The organism is Ottowia sp., from assembly GCF_047601385.1.
Taxonomy (GTDB): Bacteria; Pseudomonadota; Gammaproteobacteria; order Burkholderiales; family Burkholderiaceae_C; genus Ottowia.
Genome location: NZ_JASGJP010000001.1, coordinates 2361108 through 2380463 on the forward strand (window position 1 = coordinate 2361108; position 19356 = coordinate 2380463).

A 19356-nucleotide genomic window follows, 5' to 3' on the forward strand; every position below is an offset into this window, starting at 1 on the left:
AACGCCCCGCGCTGTGGGTTCGGCAGCTGCCGGCGCTTGATGGTCGCCGGGCGCCAGGGCAAGCCCCGTGGCGCTTGAGGAATCTCAGAACGGGATGTCGTCGTCCATGTCGTCGAACCCCGACGACGACCTGGCCGCCGGCGCAGGCGCGCGCGGCGCGGGGGCGGCGGCGCGCGGGGCCGGCGCGGCGCGGCGCGGCGCGTCGTAGTCGCCGCCGCCACCACCGTCGTCCGACGGGCCGCCCATGCCCTGGCGGCTGCCCAGCATCTGCATCTGGTCCACGCGGATCTCGGTGCTGTAGCGGTCCTGGCCGCTCTGCTGGTCCTGCCACTTGCGGGTGCGGATGCTGCCCTCGACGTAGATTTGCGAGCCCTTGCGCAGATATTGCCCGGCGATCTCGGCCAGCCGGCCGTTGAACACCAGGCGGTGCCACTCGGTGTGCTCGCGCGGCTCGCCGGACTGCTTGTCCTTCCACTTGTCGGTGGTCGCCAGGGTGACGTTGGCCACCTGGTCGCCGCTGGGGAACGAGCGCATCTCGGGGTCGCGCCCCAGGTTGCCGACGAGGATGACTTTGTTGACGGAGGCCATGGCGATCTGATCCGGTGGAGGTCTTGCGAGAGACCCGCCATTGTGCCGCAAGCCCCGGCGTCGGCCGGTTCAGCGGCGCGCCGGCGGCACCTGCTGCGCCCAGCCCAGCAGCAGCCACAGCGCCGCCAGCAGCGCCGTCGCCGCGAACACCCCCGGTGCTCCCGCGTGCTTCAGCAGCCAGCCGCCCAGCGCGCCGCCGGCGAACAGGCCGAGCGATTGCAGCGTGTTGTACACCCCCAGCGCCGCGCCGCGCGCGCGCGCCGGCGCCAGGCGCGAGATCATGCTGGGCTGGGTGGCCTCCAGGATGTTGAAGGCGACGAAGAAGGCGAACAGCACCACGCCCAGCGTCCACGCCCCCGGCGCCTGCGGCGCCAGCGCCAGCAGCGCGAGCTGCACCAGCAGCAGCAGCGCGATGGCGCCGCGCAGCACGGCGCGCAGGTGGCCGCGCCGCTCCAGCGCGAACAGCCCGCCCATCAGCACGAACGAGGCCAGCACCGCCGGCAGGTACACCTGCCAGTGCGCCGACCTGGGCACGCCCGCCTGCAGCAGCCGCCCGGGCACCACCACCCACATCGCCATCTGCACCGTGTGCAGCACGAACACGCCCAGGTCCAGCCGCCACAGCAGCGGGTGGCGCCAGACCTCGGCCAGGCGCCCGCGCGGCTCGTCTGAGAAGCTGTGAACGAACCCGCCACGCCCGCTCATCCCGCGCAGACGCACGCCCTCGGCGTTGCAAATGCTCGACGTAGCCCGAGCTACGTCTGCGCTTTGCGCCTTGAGGGCGCACGCCTGCGCGGCCTGCTCGGACGCGGCGAATTCATTCACAGCTTCTGAGTGGCGCGCGGGCTCGGCCGGCGTCCAGCGCAGCACCACGGCGATGCCGGCCAGCGCCAGCGCGGCGGTCAGCCAGAACAGGCCGGGCAGCCCCAGCCAGGCCGTCAGCGGCGCCGCCGCCATCAGCGAGACGGCGAAGGTCAGCCCGATGCTGGCGCCCACCAGCGCCATGCCCTTGGTGCGCACCTCGTCGCGCGTCAGGTCGGCCAGCAGCGCCGTCACGGCGGCCGAGACGGCGCCGGCGCCCTGCAGCGCGCGGCCCACGGCCAGCCCCTGCACGCTGCCGGCCAGCGCGGCCACCGCGCTGCCCAGGGCGAACAGCAGCAGGCCCGCCACGATCACGCGCTTGCGCCCCACGCGGTCGGACGCCAGCCCGAGCGGCACCTGCATGATGGCCTGCGTCAGCCCGTAGAGGCCCATCGCCAGGCCGACCAGGGCGGGATCGTCGCCACCGGGGTAGCGCGCCGCCTCGATGGCGAACACCGGCAGCACCAGGAACAGCCCCAGCATGCGCAGCGCGAAGATGGCCGCCAGCGACTGCGTGGCGCGCCGCTCGCCGGCGGTCATGCGGTGGACGGGCGCGTCGGGAAGGGAAATCGGGGAGGAGTCTGGGATCGACATGCGGGACACAGGCCGGCACGCGGCCGGCCAGCGCGGTATTGTCGGGCATCGCCAGCCTGCATCGGTGTGGCGCGGCGGCGCGGCGCGGGTGCGCTGGGCCATACCCCCGAGTTCTCACTTTTTAATAGCTGCCAGCGCTTGACTGGCGGGCGCTGGAGGCCGATTTGGCTTGAAATCCGGCCGCTACCCCGCCGCATCCGCGCGCACCAGGTCGATCCACGCCTGGAAGCCCGCCGGCTGCAGGCGCCGGCTCGGGTAATACAGGTAGACCTGCTCGGCCGGCGGCAGCCACCCGTCCAGCACGGCGCGCACGTGGCCCGCGGCCAGCGCCGGCGCGGCCAGGCTGGCCTGCACGTAGGCCAGGCCCAGGCCGTCCTGCGCCGCGCGCAGCAGCAGGGCCTGGTCGTTGGCGGTGAAGGCGCCTTCCACCTGCACCTCGAAGCCGCGCCCGTCCTGCGGCTGCACGAACTGCCAGCGGTACGGCCGCCCGCTCGGAAAGCGCAGGTTCAGGCAGCGGTGCCGCGCCAGCTCGGCCGGCGTGCGCGGCTCGCCCTGCGCCGCCAGGTAGCCGGGCGCGCCCACCACCACGAAGCGCTGCGGCGCGCCCACCGGCAGCGCCACCATGCCGGGTTGCAGGCTCTCGCCGAAACGCAGGCCGGCATCGAAGCCGCCGGCGACGATGTCCACCAGCGCCTCGTCGGCCACCAGCTCCACCGCCATGCGCGGGTGCGCCTGGAGGAAGCGCGCCACCAGCGGCGACAGCACCGCCTGCGCCGCCGTCCGGGGCGCGCTGATGCGGATCAGCCCCTGCGGCTGCCGCGCCGCCTCCAGCGCCTCGCCCAGCGCGCGGCGGATGTCGGCCAGCGCCGGCGCCAGCGTCGCCAGCAGCCGCGCGCCGGCCTCGGTGGGCGCGACGCTGCGCGTGGTGCGGTTGAGCAGACGCACGCCCAGGCGCGACTCCAGCCCGCGCAGGCTGTGGCTCAGCGCCGAGGGCGACACGCCCAGCCGCGCCGCGGCCTGCCGGAAGCTGCGCGCCTGGGCGACGGCGGCGAAGGCTTGCAGCTCGTTCAGGGGCGCGTCGGGGCTGTCCATTGATGAGCCATGTTCAGCATTCCATTGCGTCATGGGTGGATTATCAAAGCAGACCGCACGATTTAAGCTGCCGGCCTTCCCTTCACGCTTTCCAGGAGTCCCCCATGCCCGCCACCCCTCGCCCGCTCGGCACCGCGCTGCCGGCCGTCTTCCCCATCGGCCTGGGCTGCATGGGCATGAGCGAGTTCTACGGCCCCGCGGATGACGCCGAATCCCTGGCCACGCTGGCTCACGCGCTGGAGCGGGGCGTGCAGCTCTTCGATACCGCCGACACCTACGGCCTGGGCGCCAACGAGGCGCTGCTGGGCCGCTTCATCGCCGACGGCGGCCGCGCGCGGCGCGAGCGCATGGTGCTGGCCACCAAGTTCGGCATCGTGCGCGCGTCCGGCGCCTACGAGCGCCGCCTCGACAACTCGCCGGCCTACATCCGCGCCGCCTGCGAAGCCTCGCTGAAGCGCCTGGGCGTGGAGCGCATCGACCTGTACTACTGCCACCGGCGCGACCCCGCCGTGCCCATCGAGGACGTGGTGGGCGCCATGGCCGAACTGGTGGCGGCCGGCAAGGTTCGCGCGCTGGGCTTGTCCGAGGTCAGCGCCGACACGCTGCGCCGCGCCCACGCCGTGCACCCCATCGCCGCGCTGCAAAGCGAGTATTCGCTGTGGACGCGCGAGCCCGAGCGCGAGATGCTGCCCCTGTGCGCCGAGCTGGGCACCGCCTTCGTCGCCTACAGCCCGCTGGGCCGCGCCTTCCTGACCGGCGCGCTGGACACGGCCCGCCTGGCGGCGGACGACTTCCGCGCGCACAACCCGCGCTTTCAGGGCGCGGCCGCGCAGGCCAACACGGCACTGGTCGATGCGCTGGGCGACTTGGCGCGCGACTGGGGCCTGACCTCCGCTCAGCTCGCCCTGGCCTGGCTGCTGCACCGCCAGCCGCACGTGCTGCCCATTCCGGGCACGCGCCGGCGCGCGCGGCTGGACGAGAACGTGTCGGCCGCCGCCATCACGCTCGACGCCGGCCAGATGGCCCGCATCCAGGCCGTGCTGGACGCGCACCCGGTGCAGGGCGCGCGCTACCCCGACGCCGGCTGGGCCGGGGTGGAGGCAAAGAACACGTAGTTTTCGGATAATGGCCGGTTGCCCTGCGCCAGGGCCGCCCGCCCATGACCGACCTGTCCCGACCGCTTCCCGCCCCGACCACCGACGACGGCCTGCCCCTGGCCGCCGCGCTGCGCGCCCCGCGCATCAGCGTGCGCGGGGCGCGCACGCACAACCTGAAGAACATCGACCTCGACCTGCCCAAGGACAAGCTGGTGGTGGTCACCGGCCTGTCGGGCTCGGGCAAGTCGTCGCTGGCCTTCGACACGCTGTACGCCGAGGGGCAGCGCCGCTACGTCGAGAGCCTCAGCGCCTATGCGCGTCAGTTCCTGCAGCTGATGGACAAGCCCGACGTGGACCTGATCGAGGGCCTGTCGCCCGCGATCGCCATCGAGCAGAAGGCCACCAGCCACAACCCGCGCTCCACCGTGGGCACGGTGACCGAGATCCACGACTACCTGCGCCTGCTGTTCGCCCGCGCCGGCACGCCCTATTGCCCCGACCACGGCCTGCCGCTCACCGTGCAGACCGTCAGCCAGATGGTGGACGCCGTGCTGGCGCTGCCCGAGGACACCCGGCTGATGATCCTGGCGCCCGTGGCGCGCGAGAAGAAGGGCGAGTTCACCGAGCTGTTCGAGCAGATGCAGGCGCAGGGCTACGTGCGCTTTCGCGTCGATGGCCGGATCGTGGAAGCAACGGAGCTGCCGCCGCTGAAGAAGGCCGAGAAGCACGACATCGACGTGGTGATCGACCGCCTGAAGGTGCGCCCGGACGTGGCCGCGCGCCTTGCAGACAGCTTTGAAGCCGCGCTGCGCCTGGCCGACGGCCGCGCCATCGCGCTGGAGATGGACGGCGATAAAGAGCACCTGTTCAACAGCAAGTTCGCCTGCCCTGTGTGCGGCTACTCCATCGCCGAGCTGGAGCCGCGCCTGTTCTCCTTCAACGCCCCCGCCGGCGCCTGCCCGAGCTGCGACGGCCTGGGCACGACGGAAGTGTTCGACGCCGAGCGCGTGGTCGCCTTTCCGTCCCTGAGCCTGGCCAGCGGCGCCATCAAGGGCTGGGATCGGCGCAACGGCTACTACTTCGCGCTGATCGAGAGCCTGGCCAGGCACTACAGGTTCAGCGTCGATGCGCCGTTCCAGGACCTGCCGGCCGAGGTGCGGCACGTGATCCTGCACGGCTCGGGCGAGGAGGAGATCAAGTTCAGCTACACCTTCGACAGCGGGCGGGCGCCGCCGCCGGGCCGCCCCAAGGCGGCGACGTCCCCTGGGGGAGAGCGCGAAGCGCTTCAGGGGGGGCGTCATGCTGCCGGGCGCAAGGTGGTCAAGAAGCATCCGTTCGAGGGCATCCTGCCCAACATGGCGCGCCGCTACCGCGAGACCGATTCCGCCGTGGTGCGTGAGGAACTGGCGCGCTACCGCGGCCAGCAGCCCTGCCCCGACTGCGGCGGCACGCGCCTGCGCCGCGAGGCGCGCCACGTGCGCGTGGGCGAGGGCGGACAGGCGCGCGCCATCTACGAGATCAGCCACGTCACGCTGGGCGAGGCCAAGGCGTACTTCGATGTGTTGAAGCTCGACGGCGCCAAGGCCGAGATCGCCGCCAAGGTGGTGCGCGAGATCGGCAACCGGCTGAAGTTCCTCAACGACGTGGGGCTGAACTACCTCAGCCTGGACCGCAGCGCCGATTCTTTAAGCGGCGGCGAGGCGCAACGCATCCGCCTGGCCAGCCAGATCGGCAGCGGCCTGACGGGCGTGATGTACGTGCTGGACGAACCCAGCATCGGCCTGCACCAGCGCGACAACGACCGCCTGATCGGCACCCTGCAACACCTGCGCGACCTGGGCAACAGCGTGCTGGTGGTGGAGCACGACGAGGACATGATGCGCGCCGCCGACCACATCATCGACCTGGGCCCCGGCGCCGGCGTGCACGGCGGGCAGGTGATGGCCGAGGGCCGCTTCGCCGAGATCGCCGCCGCGCCGCAGTCCGTCACCGGCCAGTTCCTGAGCGGCGCGCGGCGCATCCCGATCCCCGCGCGGCGCGCGCCCAGCTACGCTATCGATAGCTGCCAGCGCGCGCCTGGCAAGCGCCAGCGGCCGATTTCATCTGAAGAATCGGATGGCGAGGCGACCGGCCGCCTGCGCGTGGTCGGCGCCAGCGGCCACAACCTGAAGCACGTGACGGTGGACTTCCCCGTCGGCCTGCTGACTTGCGTGACCGGCGTGTCCGGCTCGGGCAAGTCCACCCTGGTCAACGACACCTTGTACGCCGCCGCCGCGCGCGACATCCACCGCGCGCACGCCGAGCCAGCGCCGCACGAAGCCATCGAGGGGCTGGCGCAGTTCGACAAGGTGATCGCCGTCGACCAGAGCCCCATCGGCCGCACGCCGCGCAGCAACCCCGCCACCTACTGCGGCGTGTTCACCCCCATCCGCGAGCTGATGGCCGAGGTGCCCACGGCGCGCGAGCGCGGCTACGGCCCCGGGCGCTTCAGCTTCAACGTGCCGCAGTCCAGCGGCGGCGGCCGCTGCGAGGCCTGCCAGGGCGACGGCGTGGTGAAGGTGGAGATGCACTTCCTGCCCGACGTGTACGTGCCCTGCGACGTGTGCCACGGCCGGCGCTACAACCGCGAGACGCTGGAAGTGCAGTGGAAGGGCCGCAACATCGCGCAGGTGCTGGACATGACGGTGGAAGACGCGCTGGCCTTCTTCAAGGACCAGCCCGCCATCGCGCGCAAGCTGCAAACGCTGCTGGACGTGGGCCTGAGCTACATCACCCTCGGCCAGAGCGCCACCACCCTGTCGGGCGGCGAGGCGCAGCGCGTGAAGCTGGCGCTGGAACTCAGCAAGCGCGACACCGGCCGCACGCTCTACGTGCTGGACGAGCCCACCACCGGCCTGCACTTCGCCGACATCGAGCTGCTGCTGAAGGTGCTGCAACAGCTGCGCGACGCCGGCAACACCATCGTCGTGATCGAGCACAACCTGGACGTCATCAAGACCGCCGACTGGCTGATCGACATGGGCCCCGAGGGCGGCGACGGCGGCGGCAGCGTGGTGGCGCAGGGCACGCCGGAAGACGTGGCGGCGAATGCGGCGAGCCATACGGGGCGTTATCTGGCGCGACTGCTCGACACGCAGCCAGCGTGAGCTGGCGTTCAGGCTGGCCAGTAGATCTTGCGCAGCGGAACCAACCGCTGCATCTCTACGTCCAGCTTTTCGTAGTGCTCAAGCAGGGACTTCACCAAGTCATCGAGATCCATCAGCGTCACAGGGATGCGGCCGCGCTCGGCTTCATAACGCGCCTCCTTGGTGAAACCGCCCGTGCTCACGTACAAGCCCTTGTCTTGCTCATGCCGGCCGCCTAAAAAGCTGCGGATTTCCTGCGATCCCATGGCGGCACTGCGGTGCTTGACTTCCACCACGATGCGCGGATCTTCGAAGCCCAGCCCATCAGGTGAGGCCACGATGTCCTTGCCACGATCAGAGCCGCTCGGTGAAATGCGCGTCTTGTAGCCCATGGCGCGCAGCATCCCGGCCACCAGTTCCTGCATCTCATCCCAGTCAAGCGCACTGATGCGATCCTTGATGAATTCAAAGCCACGCGCCTGCACGTCTTTGTAAAGATCATCCGTCTCCTCGTCCGCTTCGGACTCCGGTGCAGGCAGCGGGTCACTCGTGCCGCTCCTTCCCACCACCAACAAGGCCAGCACTTCGGCGGCCACAGCGGGTGGCACCAGAAACAGCGTGGAAATCGCTCCCAGGCTGTTGCGCGCCGCAACGGACAAGACATCGCGCGAAATCTGACCCAACCAATTGACGCGTCGGATGTTCGGGTGATCTGACAGGCCTTGCGGTCGCCACTCATAAGTGCTCGTTACCTCGCCCACCAAATAGGTCCGTTCACTTGGGTCGTAGGTCAACACGTGGTCCCCCACGGCGATCTCCTTCACGAAGCGGTAGGTCTGACCGGCGGAAGATGCTTGCTGTCCCGCCTTGTCACCAGGATAGGCCTGCACCACGGCGTGGGTGAAATCGGCGCGCGATTTCAGAGCGGCCATATCGCCCAACTTCACCCAACCAATCCCGACCACGGATTCCGATCGGAAGTCGTCAACGAGTTGCCCGCCTCTGCCGGCGCGCACCATCCACATGGCTTTGGATTTCATCTTTTTCCTTACGCTTCCAAAGCGCTTAGCTCACTTCACCTGCGCGCTGGCCCATCATCGGCCCCACGCCGCCCATCTGGAACATCAGCCACTGGATCACGCGCGAGCGGCCTTGCGCGTCCGCCGGCATCAGGCGGCCGGTCTTCTCGGCCAGGTAGATCAGGATGGCGCCGGACTCGAACACCGCGAAGCCGCCCGCGTCGTGATCGACGATGGCCGGGATGCGGCCGTTGGGGTTGAGCGCCAGGAACTCAGGCGCCTTCTGCTCGCCGGCCGCCAGGTCGAGCACCTTCAACCGGTACGGCAGGCCCAGTTCCTCCAGCGCGATGGAGACCTTGTGGCCGTTGGGCGTGGCGGCGGTGTAGAGGTCGATCATGGGCGGGCCAGGTCGGGCGCGCGTCACAGATTCAGATTCGGCGCCAGCGCCCGCTCCACCTCGCCCGGTTCCTCGCCGCTGCGTTCGGCCATGTCGATGGCCTGGTCGGGGCCGATCTTGCCGACGTTGAAGTAGGTCGCCTCGGGGTGGCTGAAGTAGAAGCCGCTGACGCTGGCGGCTGGCGTCATGGCGTAGCTGTCGGTCAGGTGCATGCCGACGTCGTGCGCGCCCAGCAGCGCGAACAGCGGCTTCTTCACGCGGTGGTCGGGGCAGGCGGGGTAGCCGGGGGCGGGGCGGATGCCGCGGTACTTCTCGGCGATGAGTTCGTCGTTGCTCAAGGTCTCGCCGGCGGCGTAGCCCCACCAGTCGGTGCGTACGCGGTGGTGCAGCCACTCGGCGCCGGCCTCGGCCAGGCGGTCGGCCAGGGCCTTCAGGGTGATGGCGCTGTAGTCGTCGTGCCGGGCCATGTACTCGGCCACGCGCGCGTCCACGCCCAGGCCGGCGGTGACGGCGAAGGCGCCGAGGTAGTCCTTCAAGCCTTTTTGGCCTCCAGCGCCCGCCCCGTCTGCGCTGACAGCTATTGATTCTGGAGCAATGAAGTCGGCCAGGCAGCGGCTGGGGCGCATGCGGCCCTGGGCGTCTTCTTCCTTCTCGGCCTGCTGGCGCAGGCCGTGCCAGGTGAGCACGACCTGCTCGCGCGACTCGTCGGCGTACAGCGCGATGTCGTCCTGGCGCACGGTGTTGGCGGGCCAGAAGCCGACCACGGCGTTGGCGGTGAGCCAGCGGCCCTCCACGATCTTCGCCAGCATGGCCTGCGCGTCGTCGAACACGCGCCGGGCCTCGGGGCCGACCACCTCGTCCTTCAGGATGGCGGGGTACTTGCCGTACAGGTCCCAGGTCTGGAAGAACGGCGTCCAGTCGATGAAGGGCACCAGCTCGGCCAGCGGGATGTTGCGCACCACGCGCCGGCCGATGAACTTGGGCGCCGGCGGCTGGTAGCCCGACCAGTCGATGCGCGTGGCGTTGGCGCGCGCCTTGGCGATGGGCCAGATGGGCGTCTGCCGGCGGTTGGCGTGCTGCTGGCGGACCTTCTCGTAGTCGGCCTGCACCTCGGCGACGAAGGCGTCCGCCTGCTCGCCCAGCAGGCCCTGGGCCACGCCGACGCTGCGCGAGGCGTCGGGCACGTAGACGACCGGGCCTTCGTAGTGCGGCGCGATCTTGACGGCGGTGTGCACGCGCGAGCAGGTGGCGCCGCCGATCAGCAGCGGAATCTTCCTGACGCGGAAGTGCTCGTCCTTCTGCATCTGGGCGGCGACGTACTGCATCTCCTCCAGGCTGGGGGTGATCAGGCCGGAGAGGCCGACGATGTCCGCGCCCTCGACCTTGGCCTTGGCCAGGATCTCGTGGCAGGGCACCATCACGCCCATGTTCACCACCTCGAAGTTGTTGCACTGGAGCACGACGGTGACGATGTTCTTGCCGATGTCGTGCACGTCGCCCTTGACGGTGGCGATGACGATCTTGCCCTTGCTGCGCACGTCGCGCCCGGCCGCCTCGTCGGCCCGCTTCTCGGCCTCGATGTAGGGCAGCAGGTGGGCCACGGCCTGCTTCATCACGCGCGCGCTCTTCACCACCTGGGGCAGGAACATCTTGCCGGCGCCGAACAGGTCGCCGACCACGTTCATGCCGTCCATCAGCGGGCCTTCGATCACGCCCAGCGGGCGGCCGCCCTGGGCGACGATCTTCTGGTACGCCTCCTCGGTGTCCTCCACCACGAAGTCGGTGATGCCGTGCACCAGGGCGTGGCTGAGGCGCTCTTCCACGGTGCCAGCGCGCCATTCCAGCCGCTTGCTGTCGTCCTTGGCGGCGCCCTTGGCGGATTCGGCGATCTCCAGCAGCCGCTCCGCCGCATCGGGGCGGCGGTTGAGCACCACGTCCTCCACGCGCTCGCGCAGCTCGGGGTCGAGGTCGTCATAGACGCCCACCATGCCGGCGTTGACGATGCCCATGTCCATGCCCGCCTGGATGGCGTGGTAGAGGAACACGGTGTGGATGGCCTCGCGCACCGGGTCGTTGCCGCGAAAGCTGAACGACACGTTGCTGACGCCGCCCGACACCTTGGCGCCCGGCAGGTGCTGTTTGATCCAGCGCGTGGCCTCGATGAACTCGACCGCGTAGTTGTCGTGCTCCTCGATGCCGGTGGCGATGGCGAAGATGTTGGGGTCGAAGATGATGTCCTCGGGCGGGAAGCCGACTTCGTCCACCAGGATGCGGTAGGCGCGCTCGCAGATCTCGATCTTGCGCTGGTAGGTGTCGGCCTGGCCCTGCTCGTCGAAGGCCATCACCACGGCGGCGGCGCCGTAGCGCCTGACCAGGCGCGCCTCGTGCTTGAACTTGTCCACGCCCTCCTTCATGCTGATGGAGTTGACGATGCCCTTGCCTTGCAGGCAGCGCAGGCCGGCCTCGATCACGCTCCACTTGGAGCTGTCCACCATCACCGGCACGCGGGCGATGTCGGGCTCGCTGGCCATCAGGTTGAGGAACTTCACCATGGCGGCCTCGCTGTCGAGCATGGCTTCATCCATGTTGACGTCCACCACCTGCGCGCCGTTCTCCACCTGCTGGCGCGCCACCGACAGCGCCTCCTCGAACTGGCCGTTCAGCACCATGCGCGCGAAGGCCTTGGAGCCGGTGACGTTGGTGCGCTCGCCGATGTTGACGAACAGCGTGTCGTCGGTGATCAGCAGCGGCTCCAGGCCGGCCAGCTTCATCGGGGGTGGGGGTGGGGAATTTGCAGGCATGGTCTCACCGGGATTCATGGGCAGGTGAGCGTCGCCATAAGGCTATCGTTTCGATAGCTCGTGAGGCAAGCCTGACAAGCGCCGGATGCGAATCTTCCTCAATGCTTGCGATGACGCTTCTCGCCCGAGGGGGGATTCTAGAGCGCGTGCCGAACCTGAGCCTGCACAGTGCCAAATGCTGGAGACGCTACTTGAAACTTATCCTGATGACGGCATGTGCCGACTTCAAATAGAGCGAGCCATCAGGACCGGTGGTCATGGCGCGAACTTTGTAGACGCCGGTGGCAACAGGGGAAAAATGGGAATCTCCCGACGCTTTCCTGTAAATTGTCGAAAATGTTTGCCGAGATTCTGGGGAGGTCGAATAGACGTTCCCAGCACCGTCCACGGCCACCAGCGTCGGATCTGGAATATTCTGTGCAATCACTTCTCCCGTACCCAGGTCGACCAAATCAGGCGCAGGCCCGGTCGAGTCGATGCAGCCGGTGGTGGCATATATCTTCTTGTTGGGTGCGGCAACCAAGTTGGGTGCGTAACTGGCTTGCTTGGTCGAGACCAAGGCGCCGGCATCGATGGTTCTGTAGCTGTGCAGACCACTTCCGTTGTCGATGAGATGCAGCAGCCCATCGTCCGAGAAGGCTATTGGGCCCGGATATTTGAAGCTGGCGGATTCCCCGACACCATCCACAAAATCCGCACCATCGCCCGCCTGGCTGTTGACGCCGGCAAAGATCGAGATTTCTCCGGCTGTAGAAACTCTCCAGATTCCAGGCTGCTGACCGGGCGGAGGAAAAGGCAGGCCGGCAGGCCATTCCCCGTTGGCACAAACACCCGTATCCATCATCCCTTTGGCATCGCGCGCGTCGCTGACGAAGAGATTGCCCTCCTTATCTATTGCAATGCCGTTGGGGATGACGAAACTGGTCAATTCGGCGGCAGAAGTAGGCGCGGGATCGCCTTTCGCCACGGTGGTAACGGCCCCTTTGGGGTCGATCTTCCGAATGGCATGCGCATCGGTGAATGCGTCGCAGGGTGCATCGGTCAGATAGATAGAGCCATCGGCTGCGACAACCATCGAATTGGTGAAGAGCCCGAACCGGCCTTCGAGCGGATCGTCCGAATCCACCCTGCCGCATGCACTGGCATCGTCCCTGGCCAGAGAGCCCGCATATAGCGTTGGTTCGCCATTCACCACCACAGGTAAATTCCCGGGTGACGGTGGAGCGGGTGCAGGTGGCGGCGGGGGCGGTTGAGTGGATGGATCGCTGCCTCCGCCGCAAGCAATCACCATTGAGCAGAAAAGACCTATGAGAATTGCTGGAATAGGCTTTGACATTTTGTGATCTCCACTGGTATATTTTTAACCGCTATAATACAGAATCGTACAATTTCAAGGCGGCAGTATTCTGCTCCAGTGATGGTTGAAAGTGTCGATCGAACAATAATATTTAGAATCCATAAACTTCAATTTCTACGTACGCGAGCCACGAGGCGCTATTATTGCCGTCTATTTTGAGAAATCTAGTATTCTTGGCGAAGCCAATCCAAATTGGCGCCATGTCAGCCTGTACGTTTCTGAAACATAGAGCGTGTTATGAGCTTACTGCTGCACTCAAGACAGGTATGGCCTTGGGCAGCATGAGGATCACGAAGATCAGGAAATGCAATCCGGCGAGCACCTCAGACAGCCTCTCGTAGTCGCGACTGAGCCTTCTGAAGCGAGCCAGCCAGCCGAAGCTTCGCTCGACCACCCAGCGCCTGGGCAGCAGCACGAACCCCTTCTTGGCCTCGGGCAGTTTGACGATCTGCAAGTCAATGCCGTGCTCGCTGGCTTGGCTGTTGGGCTCTTCACCCGTGTAGCCCTGATCGGCCCAGGCCAGCTTCACCGTCTCGCCTGTCGCTTCCTGCACTGCCGCGCACAACTGCGCCACCTGCGCGCGCTCCTGTTCATTGGCTGGCGTGACGTGCACGGCCAGCAGGTGCCCCAGCGTATCGACGGCCATGTGCACCTTCGAGCCGTTGCGCCGCTTGTAGCCGTCGTAGCCTGCGCGCGGGCCGCTCTCGCAGCTCGATTGCAAGGTGCGCCCATCAAAGACTGCCGCGCTGGGCTGGCCCTGGCGTCCTTGGGCCACGCGGATGACCGAGCGCAAGTCGTTGGTCATGGCCTCGAAGCACCCCGCTTGCAGCCAGCGGCGCGTCTGCTTCATGCTGGCGCTGCGCTGCCTTCTCATTGATCAGTGCCAGATACGGCGCTGCAAAGCTCCATTCCTCATCCGTCACGTCCGTCGGGTACTGCTTGCGTCTGGCCATCCGACGAATCTACAGCAAGCGCTATCAAGTTCATAACACGCTCTAATGGCTGTTTGCTAGCGTTTACTGGACGGGCGCTGGAGGCCGATTTGGCTCAGTGCTGCGCCACCAGCCGCGCCTGCATCCCCTGCGCGGCAAAGATGGCCAGCAGCTCCTGCACGTGCGCCGCGTCGCGTGTTTGCAGCACCATCTCGATGTCCACGTGCTGCGCCGCCAGCAGGGTGAAGGCGCGCTGGTGGTGGATCTCCTGCACGTTGGCGCCGGCCTCGGCCACCAGGGCGGTGATGCGCGCGAGCGACCCCGGCACGTCGCGTGTGCTGACGGCCACGCGCGCCAGCCGGCCCGAGCGCACCATGCCGCGCCCGATGATGGCCGCCAGCAGCATCGGGTCGATGTTGCCGCCCGAGAGCACCAGCCCCACCCGGCGGCCGGCGAAGCGCGCGGGGTGCTTCATCAGGGCGGCCAGCGCGGCGGCGCCGGCGCCTTCGGCCAGTGTCTTCTCGATCTCCAGCAGCATCACGATGGCCTGCTCCACGTCGCCCTCGTCCACCAGCAGCAGATCGTCCACGTGCTGGCGGATCAGCGGCAGGCAGGCCGCGCCCGGCGTGCCGACGGCGATGCCCTCGGCGATGGTGCTGGCGCCCTGCGGCAGCGCGCTGCCCGTCACCGCGTTGACCACGCCCGGGAAGCGCAGCGTCTGCACGCCGACCACCTCGATGCCGGGCTTCAGCGCCTTGGCCGCCGTCGCCACGCCGGCGATCAGGCCGCCGCCGCCCACGGGGAGGATCAGCGTGTCCAGCTGCGGCTGCGCCGCCAGCATCTCCAGCGCCAGCGTGCCCTGGCCGGCCATGATGGCCTCGTCGTCGTAGGGGTGCACGAACAGCAGGCCCTGCGCGCGCGCCAGCTGCTCGGCGTGCTGGCGCGCGGCGTCCAGCGTGTCGCCGTGCAGCACCACCTCGGCGCCGAAGCCGCGCGTGCGCGCCACCTTCACGCCCGGCGTGAAGCGCGGCATGACGATGACGGCGCGCAGGCCCAGCCGCTCGGCGTGGTAGGCCACGCCCTGCGCGTGGTTGCCCGCGCTCATGGCGATGACGCCGCGCGCGCGCTCGGCCGGCGAAAGCTGCGCCAGCTTGTTGTACGCGCCGCGCTCCTTGAACGAGGCGGTGAATTGCAGGTTCTCGAACTTCAGGAACACCTGCGCGCCGCTGATCTGGCTCAGCGTGCGCGATTCGACGCAGGGCGTCTCCAGCACCTGGCCGCGCAGGCGCCCGGCGGCTTGCTGGATGGCGGGCAATTGCAGCATGGGCGTGATTGTGCGCGCCACGCCGGCGCGGGCCAGGGGTACTGCGGGACACCGAGGTCCATCGGCATGACCACCGCCCTGTCCTCCATCGTCTCCGAGTTCGACACCGTCGAGCGGGAGCGGCGCTACGACGCCTGGCTCAAGGCCGAGGTGGCGGCCAGCCACGTGGAGGTGGTGGGCGTCGTGCATGCCCGGCGCAACTTCCCCGGCGAGGATGCGGCGGCGGGCTGACCGCCTCAGGCCGCCGCCGCCGGCAGCCCGAACAGCCGGTCGAAGCCCCAGTTGAAGGCGAAGGTGTAGGCCAGGAAGAACAGCAGCAGCCCCAGGTCCATCACCAGCGCCTGCCACAGGCCGACGCCGAACCACCAGGCCAGCAGCGGCACCAGCAGCAGGGCCAGCCCGCCCTCGAAGCCGACCGCGTGCGCGACGCGGCGCCAGACGCTGCGCCCGCGCCGGCGCTGGCGGCTTTCCCAGAGCTCGAAGGCGGCGTTGAACAGCACGTTCCACACCACCGCCACCACCGAGCAGATGACCGAGATCACGCCCGAGTTGGCGGCGCCGTGCCCGGTGAACAGCATGAAGCCCAGCGTGGCGGCGGCGATGGCGATCAGCTCGTACAGCGTGACGAAGACCACGCGCCGCCACGGGCCTTGCAGGCGCGTCAGCAGCGGCGGGGCATGAACGGGGCGGGAATCCGGCATCGGCGGCACTGTAGCCGACGCGCGCGCTTCGCCCCGCGCCGTACGCTATTCGATTAATAGCTATCGGCGCTTGCCTGGCAAGCGCTGGAGGCCGATTTCATTCGGATCCCCGGCAGCGGTCCGACGCGCAGACCCGGCCGTCCGCCATGCGCGCGCCGCGCAGCCGGGCGCCCGACAGATCGACGTTGACCAGTTGCGCGCCGCTCAGGTCGGCCTCGCGCAGGTCGGCGTCCGACAGGTCCACGTTGGTCAGCGCGGCGCGGCGCAGGTTGGCGCCCCGCAGGTCGGCGCCCGAGAGATCGACGTTGATCAGCCTGCGCCCCGCCCAGTTGCTGCCGCCCAGGGCGCGGCCGGCCAGGTCGAGGTTGACCAGGTCGCCGCGCGCCGGCATGGCCTCCCGCGAGGCAGCGGCACCGCCGCGCGCGACGCTGCGGTGCCCGCCGATGTTCGTCTCGGCGACGGCGCCGGGCCCCACGGCGCGGTTGACGAGGGGGCCTTCGATGACGACGCGCGAGCCCTGGCCGTCGTCGGTCACCGTGACCACCGAGCGCTGGCGCTCGGTTTTCTGTTCGGCCAGGGCCAGCCCCGTGGAGGCAAGGCTGGCGGCCATCAGGCAGCAGAGTCTGAACATGGCATCGCCACTCCTTCAACTTTGTTCGGCGCCATCGGCGGCGCCGGATTGTCCCGCCGATGGATCGGCCGGCGGCGGGGTCGCGGCATCGGCCGGCGCCGGAGCGGCCGGCGCCAGGGAGACGGCCGCGGGAGGCTCCGCCGCGCGGTCACCGGCCGCGGCGCCGGTCTCCGCGCCCCAGCGCGCGGCGCGGTTGCTCTGGCGCAGCGCCGGCAGCCCTTCCAGCGGATCTTCGTTGCGTCGGGGGCGGTCGTTCTGCGCCACGCCGCTGCCGCCGGGGCGGCGGTCGGACTGCAGGTTGATGCGCGCGGCCAGCTCGCGCATCCAGGCGGCGTCGTAGACCTGCGCGCTGTCCTTGGGCGGGCGGCTGAAGATGAGCGAGATGAACTCGCGCGCCCGCGCCGAGCCGCCGTCCGCCGCGCGGCGGTAGAACTGGATGGCCTGCGCGAAGTCCTGCGTCACGCCCTCGCCCCGGTGGTAGCGCTGCGCCAGTTGGAGCATGGCGTCGGTGTCGCCGTCGTCGGCCTGCAGCCGCAGGCGCGAGAGGTTCAGCCCGTCGGTGGGGCGCGCCAGGCGGCGCAGGCGCTCCAGGTTGCCCTGCGCGGTGGTGTTGCCGGCCATGGCCGCCGTCTCGTACAGGCCGCGGGCGCCGGTCAGGTTGCCTTCCAGCTCGAGCGCGACGCCCAGGTTGTTGGCGGCCAGCATGTCGCCGTCGCGCGCGGCCTGCTCCAGCATCTGCAGCGACTCCACGCGCTTCTTCGCCCCTGGGATGCGGCCTTCGAGCAGCGAGGAGACAAAGGTGGCGCGCGCCAGCCCGGCCACGCGCGCCTCGCCGATCCACTCGCGCGCCTGCTCGACGTCGCGCAGGCCGCCGATGCCGTTGGCCAGCAACCAGCCGTAGGCCACCATGCCGCGCGCGTCGCCGGCCTCGGCGGCCTGCTTCCAGCGCTGGCGGGCCAGCGCGGGGGCCATGGGCGCGCCGGGGTTGCGGTAGTACTCCAGCCCGGCGCGCAGCGCGGCCTCGGTGGCATCGTCGGCGGCGGGCGCGTCCGCCGCGGCCGGCGCGCGCGGCGCCCCGGGGCCGGCGGCGCCGCCGCCCAGGAACTTGATCTCGGCCTGGGCGGGCGCCAGGGCGCACAGCAGCGCGGCCAGCGCGCCGGCGCGCAGCAGAGTGGGCGCGGCGGGGCTCATTTCTGCGCTCCCCGGCCGGGCTTGGCGGCGCCGGGCGCCACCTGCCACTTCAGCTCGCCCGCCACGCCGGGCTTGAAGGTGCCGAACGCGGCGCGCACCGGGTCGAGCGACTTCAGTCCGGCGATGGGCTGCAGGTCGGCCTTGGTGAAGGTGGGCGGCAGCTGGCTGGTCAGCGGCCTGGGCGACAGCGCGCAGTACACCTGCTCGGCGCCGGCCTTGCTGGCCTCGATGAGGAACGGGTTGTTGCCGCTGGTGTCGGGCACCGTCACGGCGCGCCCGCCCTGCGCCACGGCGGAGGGCTGCGCCGGGTTGGGGTAGATCTGGCTGACCACCTGGCCCGCGTCCTGGTAGTAGCAGTAGAGGTAGCCGGTGCTGGGCGGCACCACGCGGACCACCACCGCCTCGCCCACGGTCATGGCGTTGTCGCGCTCGCGCTTGCCCACCAGCGAGATGTCGAGCACGCCCGGCTCCGGCGCGTTGCCCGGCAGGCCCGGCGCGTAGTGCTTCAGCTCGCCGCCGGCGGTCTTGACCTCGCTGCGCAGCTTGCCGTCGGCCGTCATGCCGACGTAGCCGCGCATCAGCTTGGTGTAGGTCTCGAAGTTGATGGTGCCGGTGGGCGTGAGGTCGTTGGCGGCCTGGTAGCGGCTGATGAGCTTGCGGAAGGCGGGCGTGTCCATGCCGTTGACCTCGTCCGGCCAGTTGCCCTCGGCGTGCATCACGCGCTGGGCCAGCAGCCAGCGGTCGGCCACGCTCAGCTCCTCGTACCACTGGCGCATCTGGCGCGCGAATTCGGGGTGGTTCTGCTCGTAGTCGATGCAGTCCCAGTAGGGCACGCGCGCCCACTTGCCCACCAGCTCGATGGCGGCCAGGTCGGTCAGCAGGCGGATGGCGCTGCCGGCGCCCTGGTTGTTGTCGGCCGCCACCTCGTACTGCAACCCCAGGCGGTAGATGTGCTTGGGCAGGCCGGTGGCGCGCGCGCCGATCTCCACCGAGGTGCCGCCGGTGGCCACCACGGCCTCGTTGGCCGAATCCATGCCGGGGTAGAGCGTGCGGGTGTTCATGTCGCCCAGGTGCAGGTCCAGGCCGACCACGGTGCCCAGCAGGTCGGTGGTGTAGCCGGTGTCGGTGCTGGCGGTGGAGACGCCGAGGGTGCGCCGCTTGCCCACCACCGACTTGTCGCCGAAGCTGATCGAGCCCGAGAGGTAGATCTGGGGCTTTTGCAGCTCCACCTGGCCGCTGGTGAGCAGCAGCCCGGTGATGGCCTGCACGGTGTCCTGGCGCAGGGCGTCGATCTCATAGTCCACCACGCGGAAGGCCTGGCTGGTGCGCGACATGCGCGAGAGCGCGGTCACCAGCATGTCCTTGGTGGCGGTGGAGAACAGGCCCGACGGGTCGGGAATGGTCTTGACGGCCACCAGCGTGGTCGGCACCTGCTCGGACGCCAGCATGCGGTCCATGCAGGCCAGCCCCTCGCGCAGCACCGAGGCCGACTTGGTGGGCGCCACCAGCGGCGCCTGCTCGACGGTGGCCTGCTCGATGGTCTGCACGCGGTCGCTCAGCGTGGGGTTGATGCTGCACCCCGTCAGGGCCGCCGCGGCCAGGCACGCGCTCCGGCGTGCCGCGGTCTTCGTGATGCTCCACATGGT

The 19356-nt window shown here is 69.4% G+C and carries 14 protein-coding genes and 2 pseudogenes; 3 read left to right on the top strand and 13 right to left on the bottom strand.

Annotated features, from left to right (window positions below; genetic code table 11):
* Positions 1-84: 84 nt before the first annotated feature.
* The 3 genes from ssb to QM772_RS11560 form a co-directional block, all read right to left on the bottom strand.
* Complete coding sequence (ssb, locus tag QM772_RS11550) at positions 85-588, bottom strand: single-stranded DNA-binding protein (RefSeq protein WP_415136573.1); 504 nt, start codon at positions 586-588, stop codon at positions 85-87.
* A 69-nt stretch (positions 589-657) separates the two neighbouring features.
* The gene (locus QM772_RS11555) at positions 658-1989 is read right to left on the bottom strand and encodes an MFS transporter (RefSeq protein WP_415139570.1); all 1332 of its coding nucleotides are present in this window, start codon (positions 1987-1989) and stop codon (positions 658-660) included.
* A gap of 237 nt (positions 1990-2226) precedes the next feature.
* On the bottom strand, positions 2227-3135 hold the full coding sequence (locus QM772_RS11560; protein WP_415136575.1) for a LysR family transcriptional regulator: 909 nt from the start codon (positions 3133-3135) through the stop codon (positions 2227-2229).
* Positions 3136-3239: 104 nt separating this feature from the next.
* Here QM772_RS11560 and QM772_RS11565 point away from each other — a divergent pair, with 104 nt between their 5' ends.
* Together QM772_RS11565 and QM772_RS11570 are read left to right on the top strand one after the other, a co-directional pair.
* Positions 3240-4250 (top strand): aldo/keto reductase, encoded by a 1011-nt coding sequence (locus QM772_RS11565; protein ID WP_415136577.1) that lies wholly within the window; start codon positions 3240-3242, stop codon positions 4248-4250.
* A gap of 44 nt (positions 4251-4294) precedes the next feature.
* The gene (locus tag QM772_RS11570; RefSeq protein ID WP_415136579.1) at positions 4295-7378 is read left to right on the top strand and encodes an excinuclease ABC subunit UvrA; all 3084 of its coding nucleotides are present in this window, start codon (positions 4295-4297) and stop codon (positions 7376-7378) included.
* A gap of 8 nt (positions 7379-7386) precedes the next feature.
* On the opposite strand, the gene QM772_RS11575 is transcribed toward QM772_RS11570, so the two are convergent.
* From QM772_RS11575 to QM772_RS11600, 6 genes and pseudogenes are all read right to left on the bottom strand, one after another.
* Positions 7387-8397, bottom strand: a complete 1011-nt coding sequence (locus QM772_RS11575) for a restriction endonuclease (RefSeq protein WP_415136581.1) — start codon at positions 8395-8397, stop codon at positions 7387-7389.
* A 46-nt stretch (positions 8398-8443) separates the two neighbouring features.
* A pseudogene (locus QM772_RS11580) lies at positions 8444-8773 on the bottom strand (glutathione S-transferase family protein); the annotation flags it as partial.
* A 23-nt stretch (positions 8774-8796) separates the two neighbouring features.
* Entirely contained in the window at positions 8797-11544 is a 2748-nt protein-coding gene (metH, locus tag QM772_RS11585; RefSeq protein ID WP_415136583.1) for a methionine synthase, read from the bottom strand.
* A gap of 217 nt (positions 11545-11761) precedes the next feature.
* Positions 11762-12700 (bottom strand): hypothetical protein, encoded by a 939-nt coding sequence (locus QM772_RS11590; protein ID WP_415136585.1) that lies wholly within the window; start codon positions 12698-12700, stop codon positions 11762-11764.
* A 466-nt stretch (positions 12701-13166) separates the two neighbouring features.
* A pseudogene (locus QM772_RS11595) lies at positions 13167-13884 on the bottom strand (IS5 family transposase).
* Between the two features lie 94 nt (positions 13885-13978).
* Positions 13979-15187, bottom strand: coding sequence for a threonine ammonia-lyase (locus QM772_RS11600; RefSeq protein WP_415136587.1), 1209 nt, complete (start codon positions 15185-15187; stop codon positions 13979-13981).
* 66 nt (positions 15188-15253) lie between these two features.
* Between QM772_RS11600 and QM772_RS11605 the strand changes: the two genes are divergently transcribed.
* A complete protein-coding gene (locus QM772_RS11605) occupies positions 15254-15418 on the top strand; it encodes a hypothetical protein (RefSeq protein ID WP_415136589.1) in 165 nt (54 codons plus the stop codon).
* Positions 15419-15423: 5 nt separating this feature from the next.
* Here the strand turns inward: QM772_RS11605 and QM772_RS11610 are convergent, their stop codons facing one another.
* The 4 genes from QM772_RS11610 to QM772_RS11625 form a co-directional block, all read right to left on the bottom strand.
* Positions 15424-15888, bottom strand: a complete 465-nt coding sequence (locus QM772_RS11610; protein WP_415136591.1) for a PACE efflux transporter — start codon at positions 15886-15888, stop codon at positions 15424-15426.
* A 97-nt stretch (positions 15889-15985) separates the two neighbouring features.
* Positions 15986-16519 carry a pentapeptide repeat-containing protein gene (locus tag QM772_RS11615; RefSeq protein WP_415136593.1) on the bottom strand — a complete coding sequence of 178 codons (534 nt, stop codon included), beginning with the start codon at positions 16517-16519 and terminating at the stop codon, positions 15986-15988.
* Between the two features lie 15 nt (positions 16520-16534).
* A complete protein-coding gene (locus tag QM772_RS11620) occupies positions 16535-17710 on the bottom strand; it encodes a tetratricopeptide repeat protein (protein ID WP_415136595.1) in 1176 nt (391 codons plus the stop codon).
* On the bottom strand, positions 17707-19353 hold the full coding sequence (locus QM772_RS11625; RefSeq protein ID WP_415136597.1) for a DUF4384 domain-containing protein: 1647 nt from the start codon (positions 19351-19353) through the stop codon (positions 17707-17709). Before QM772_RS11625 ends, QM772_RS11620 begins: the two co-directional genes overlap by 4 nt.
* Positions 19354-19356: the final 3 nt, after the last annotated feature.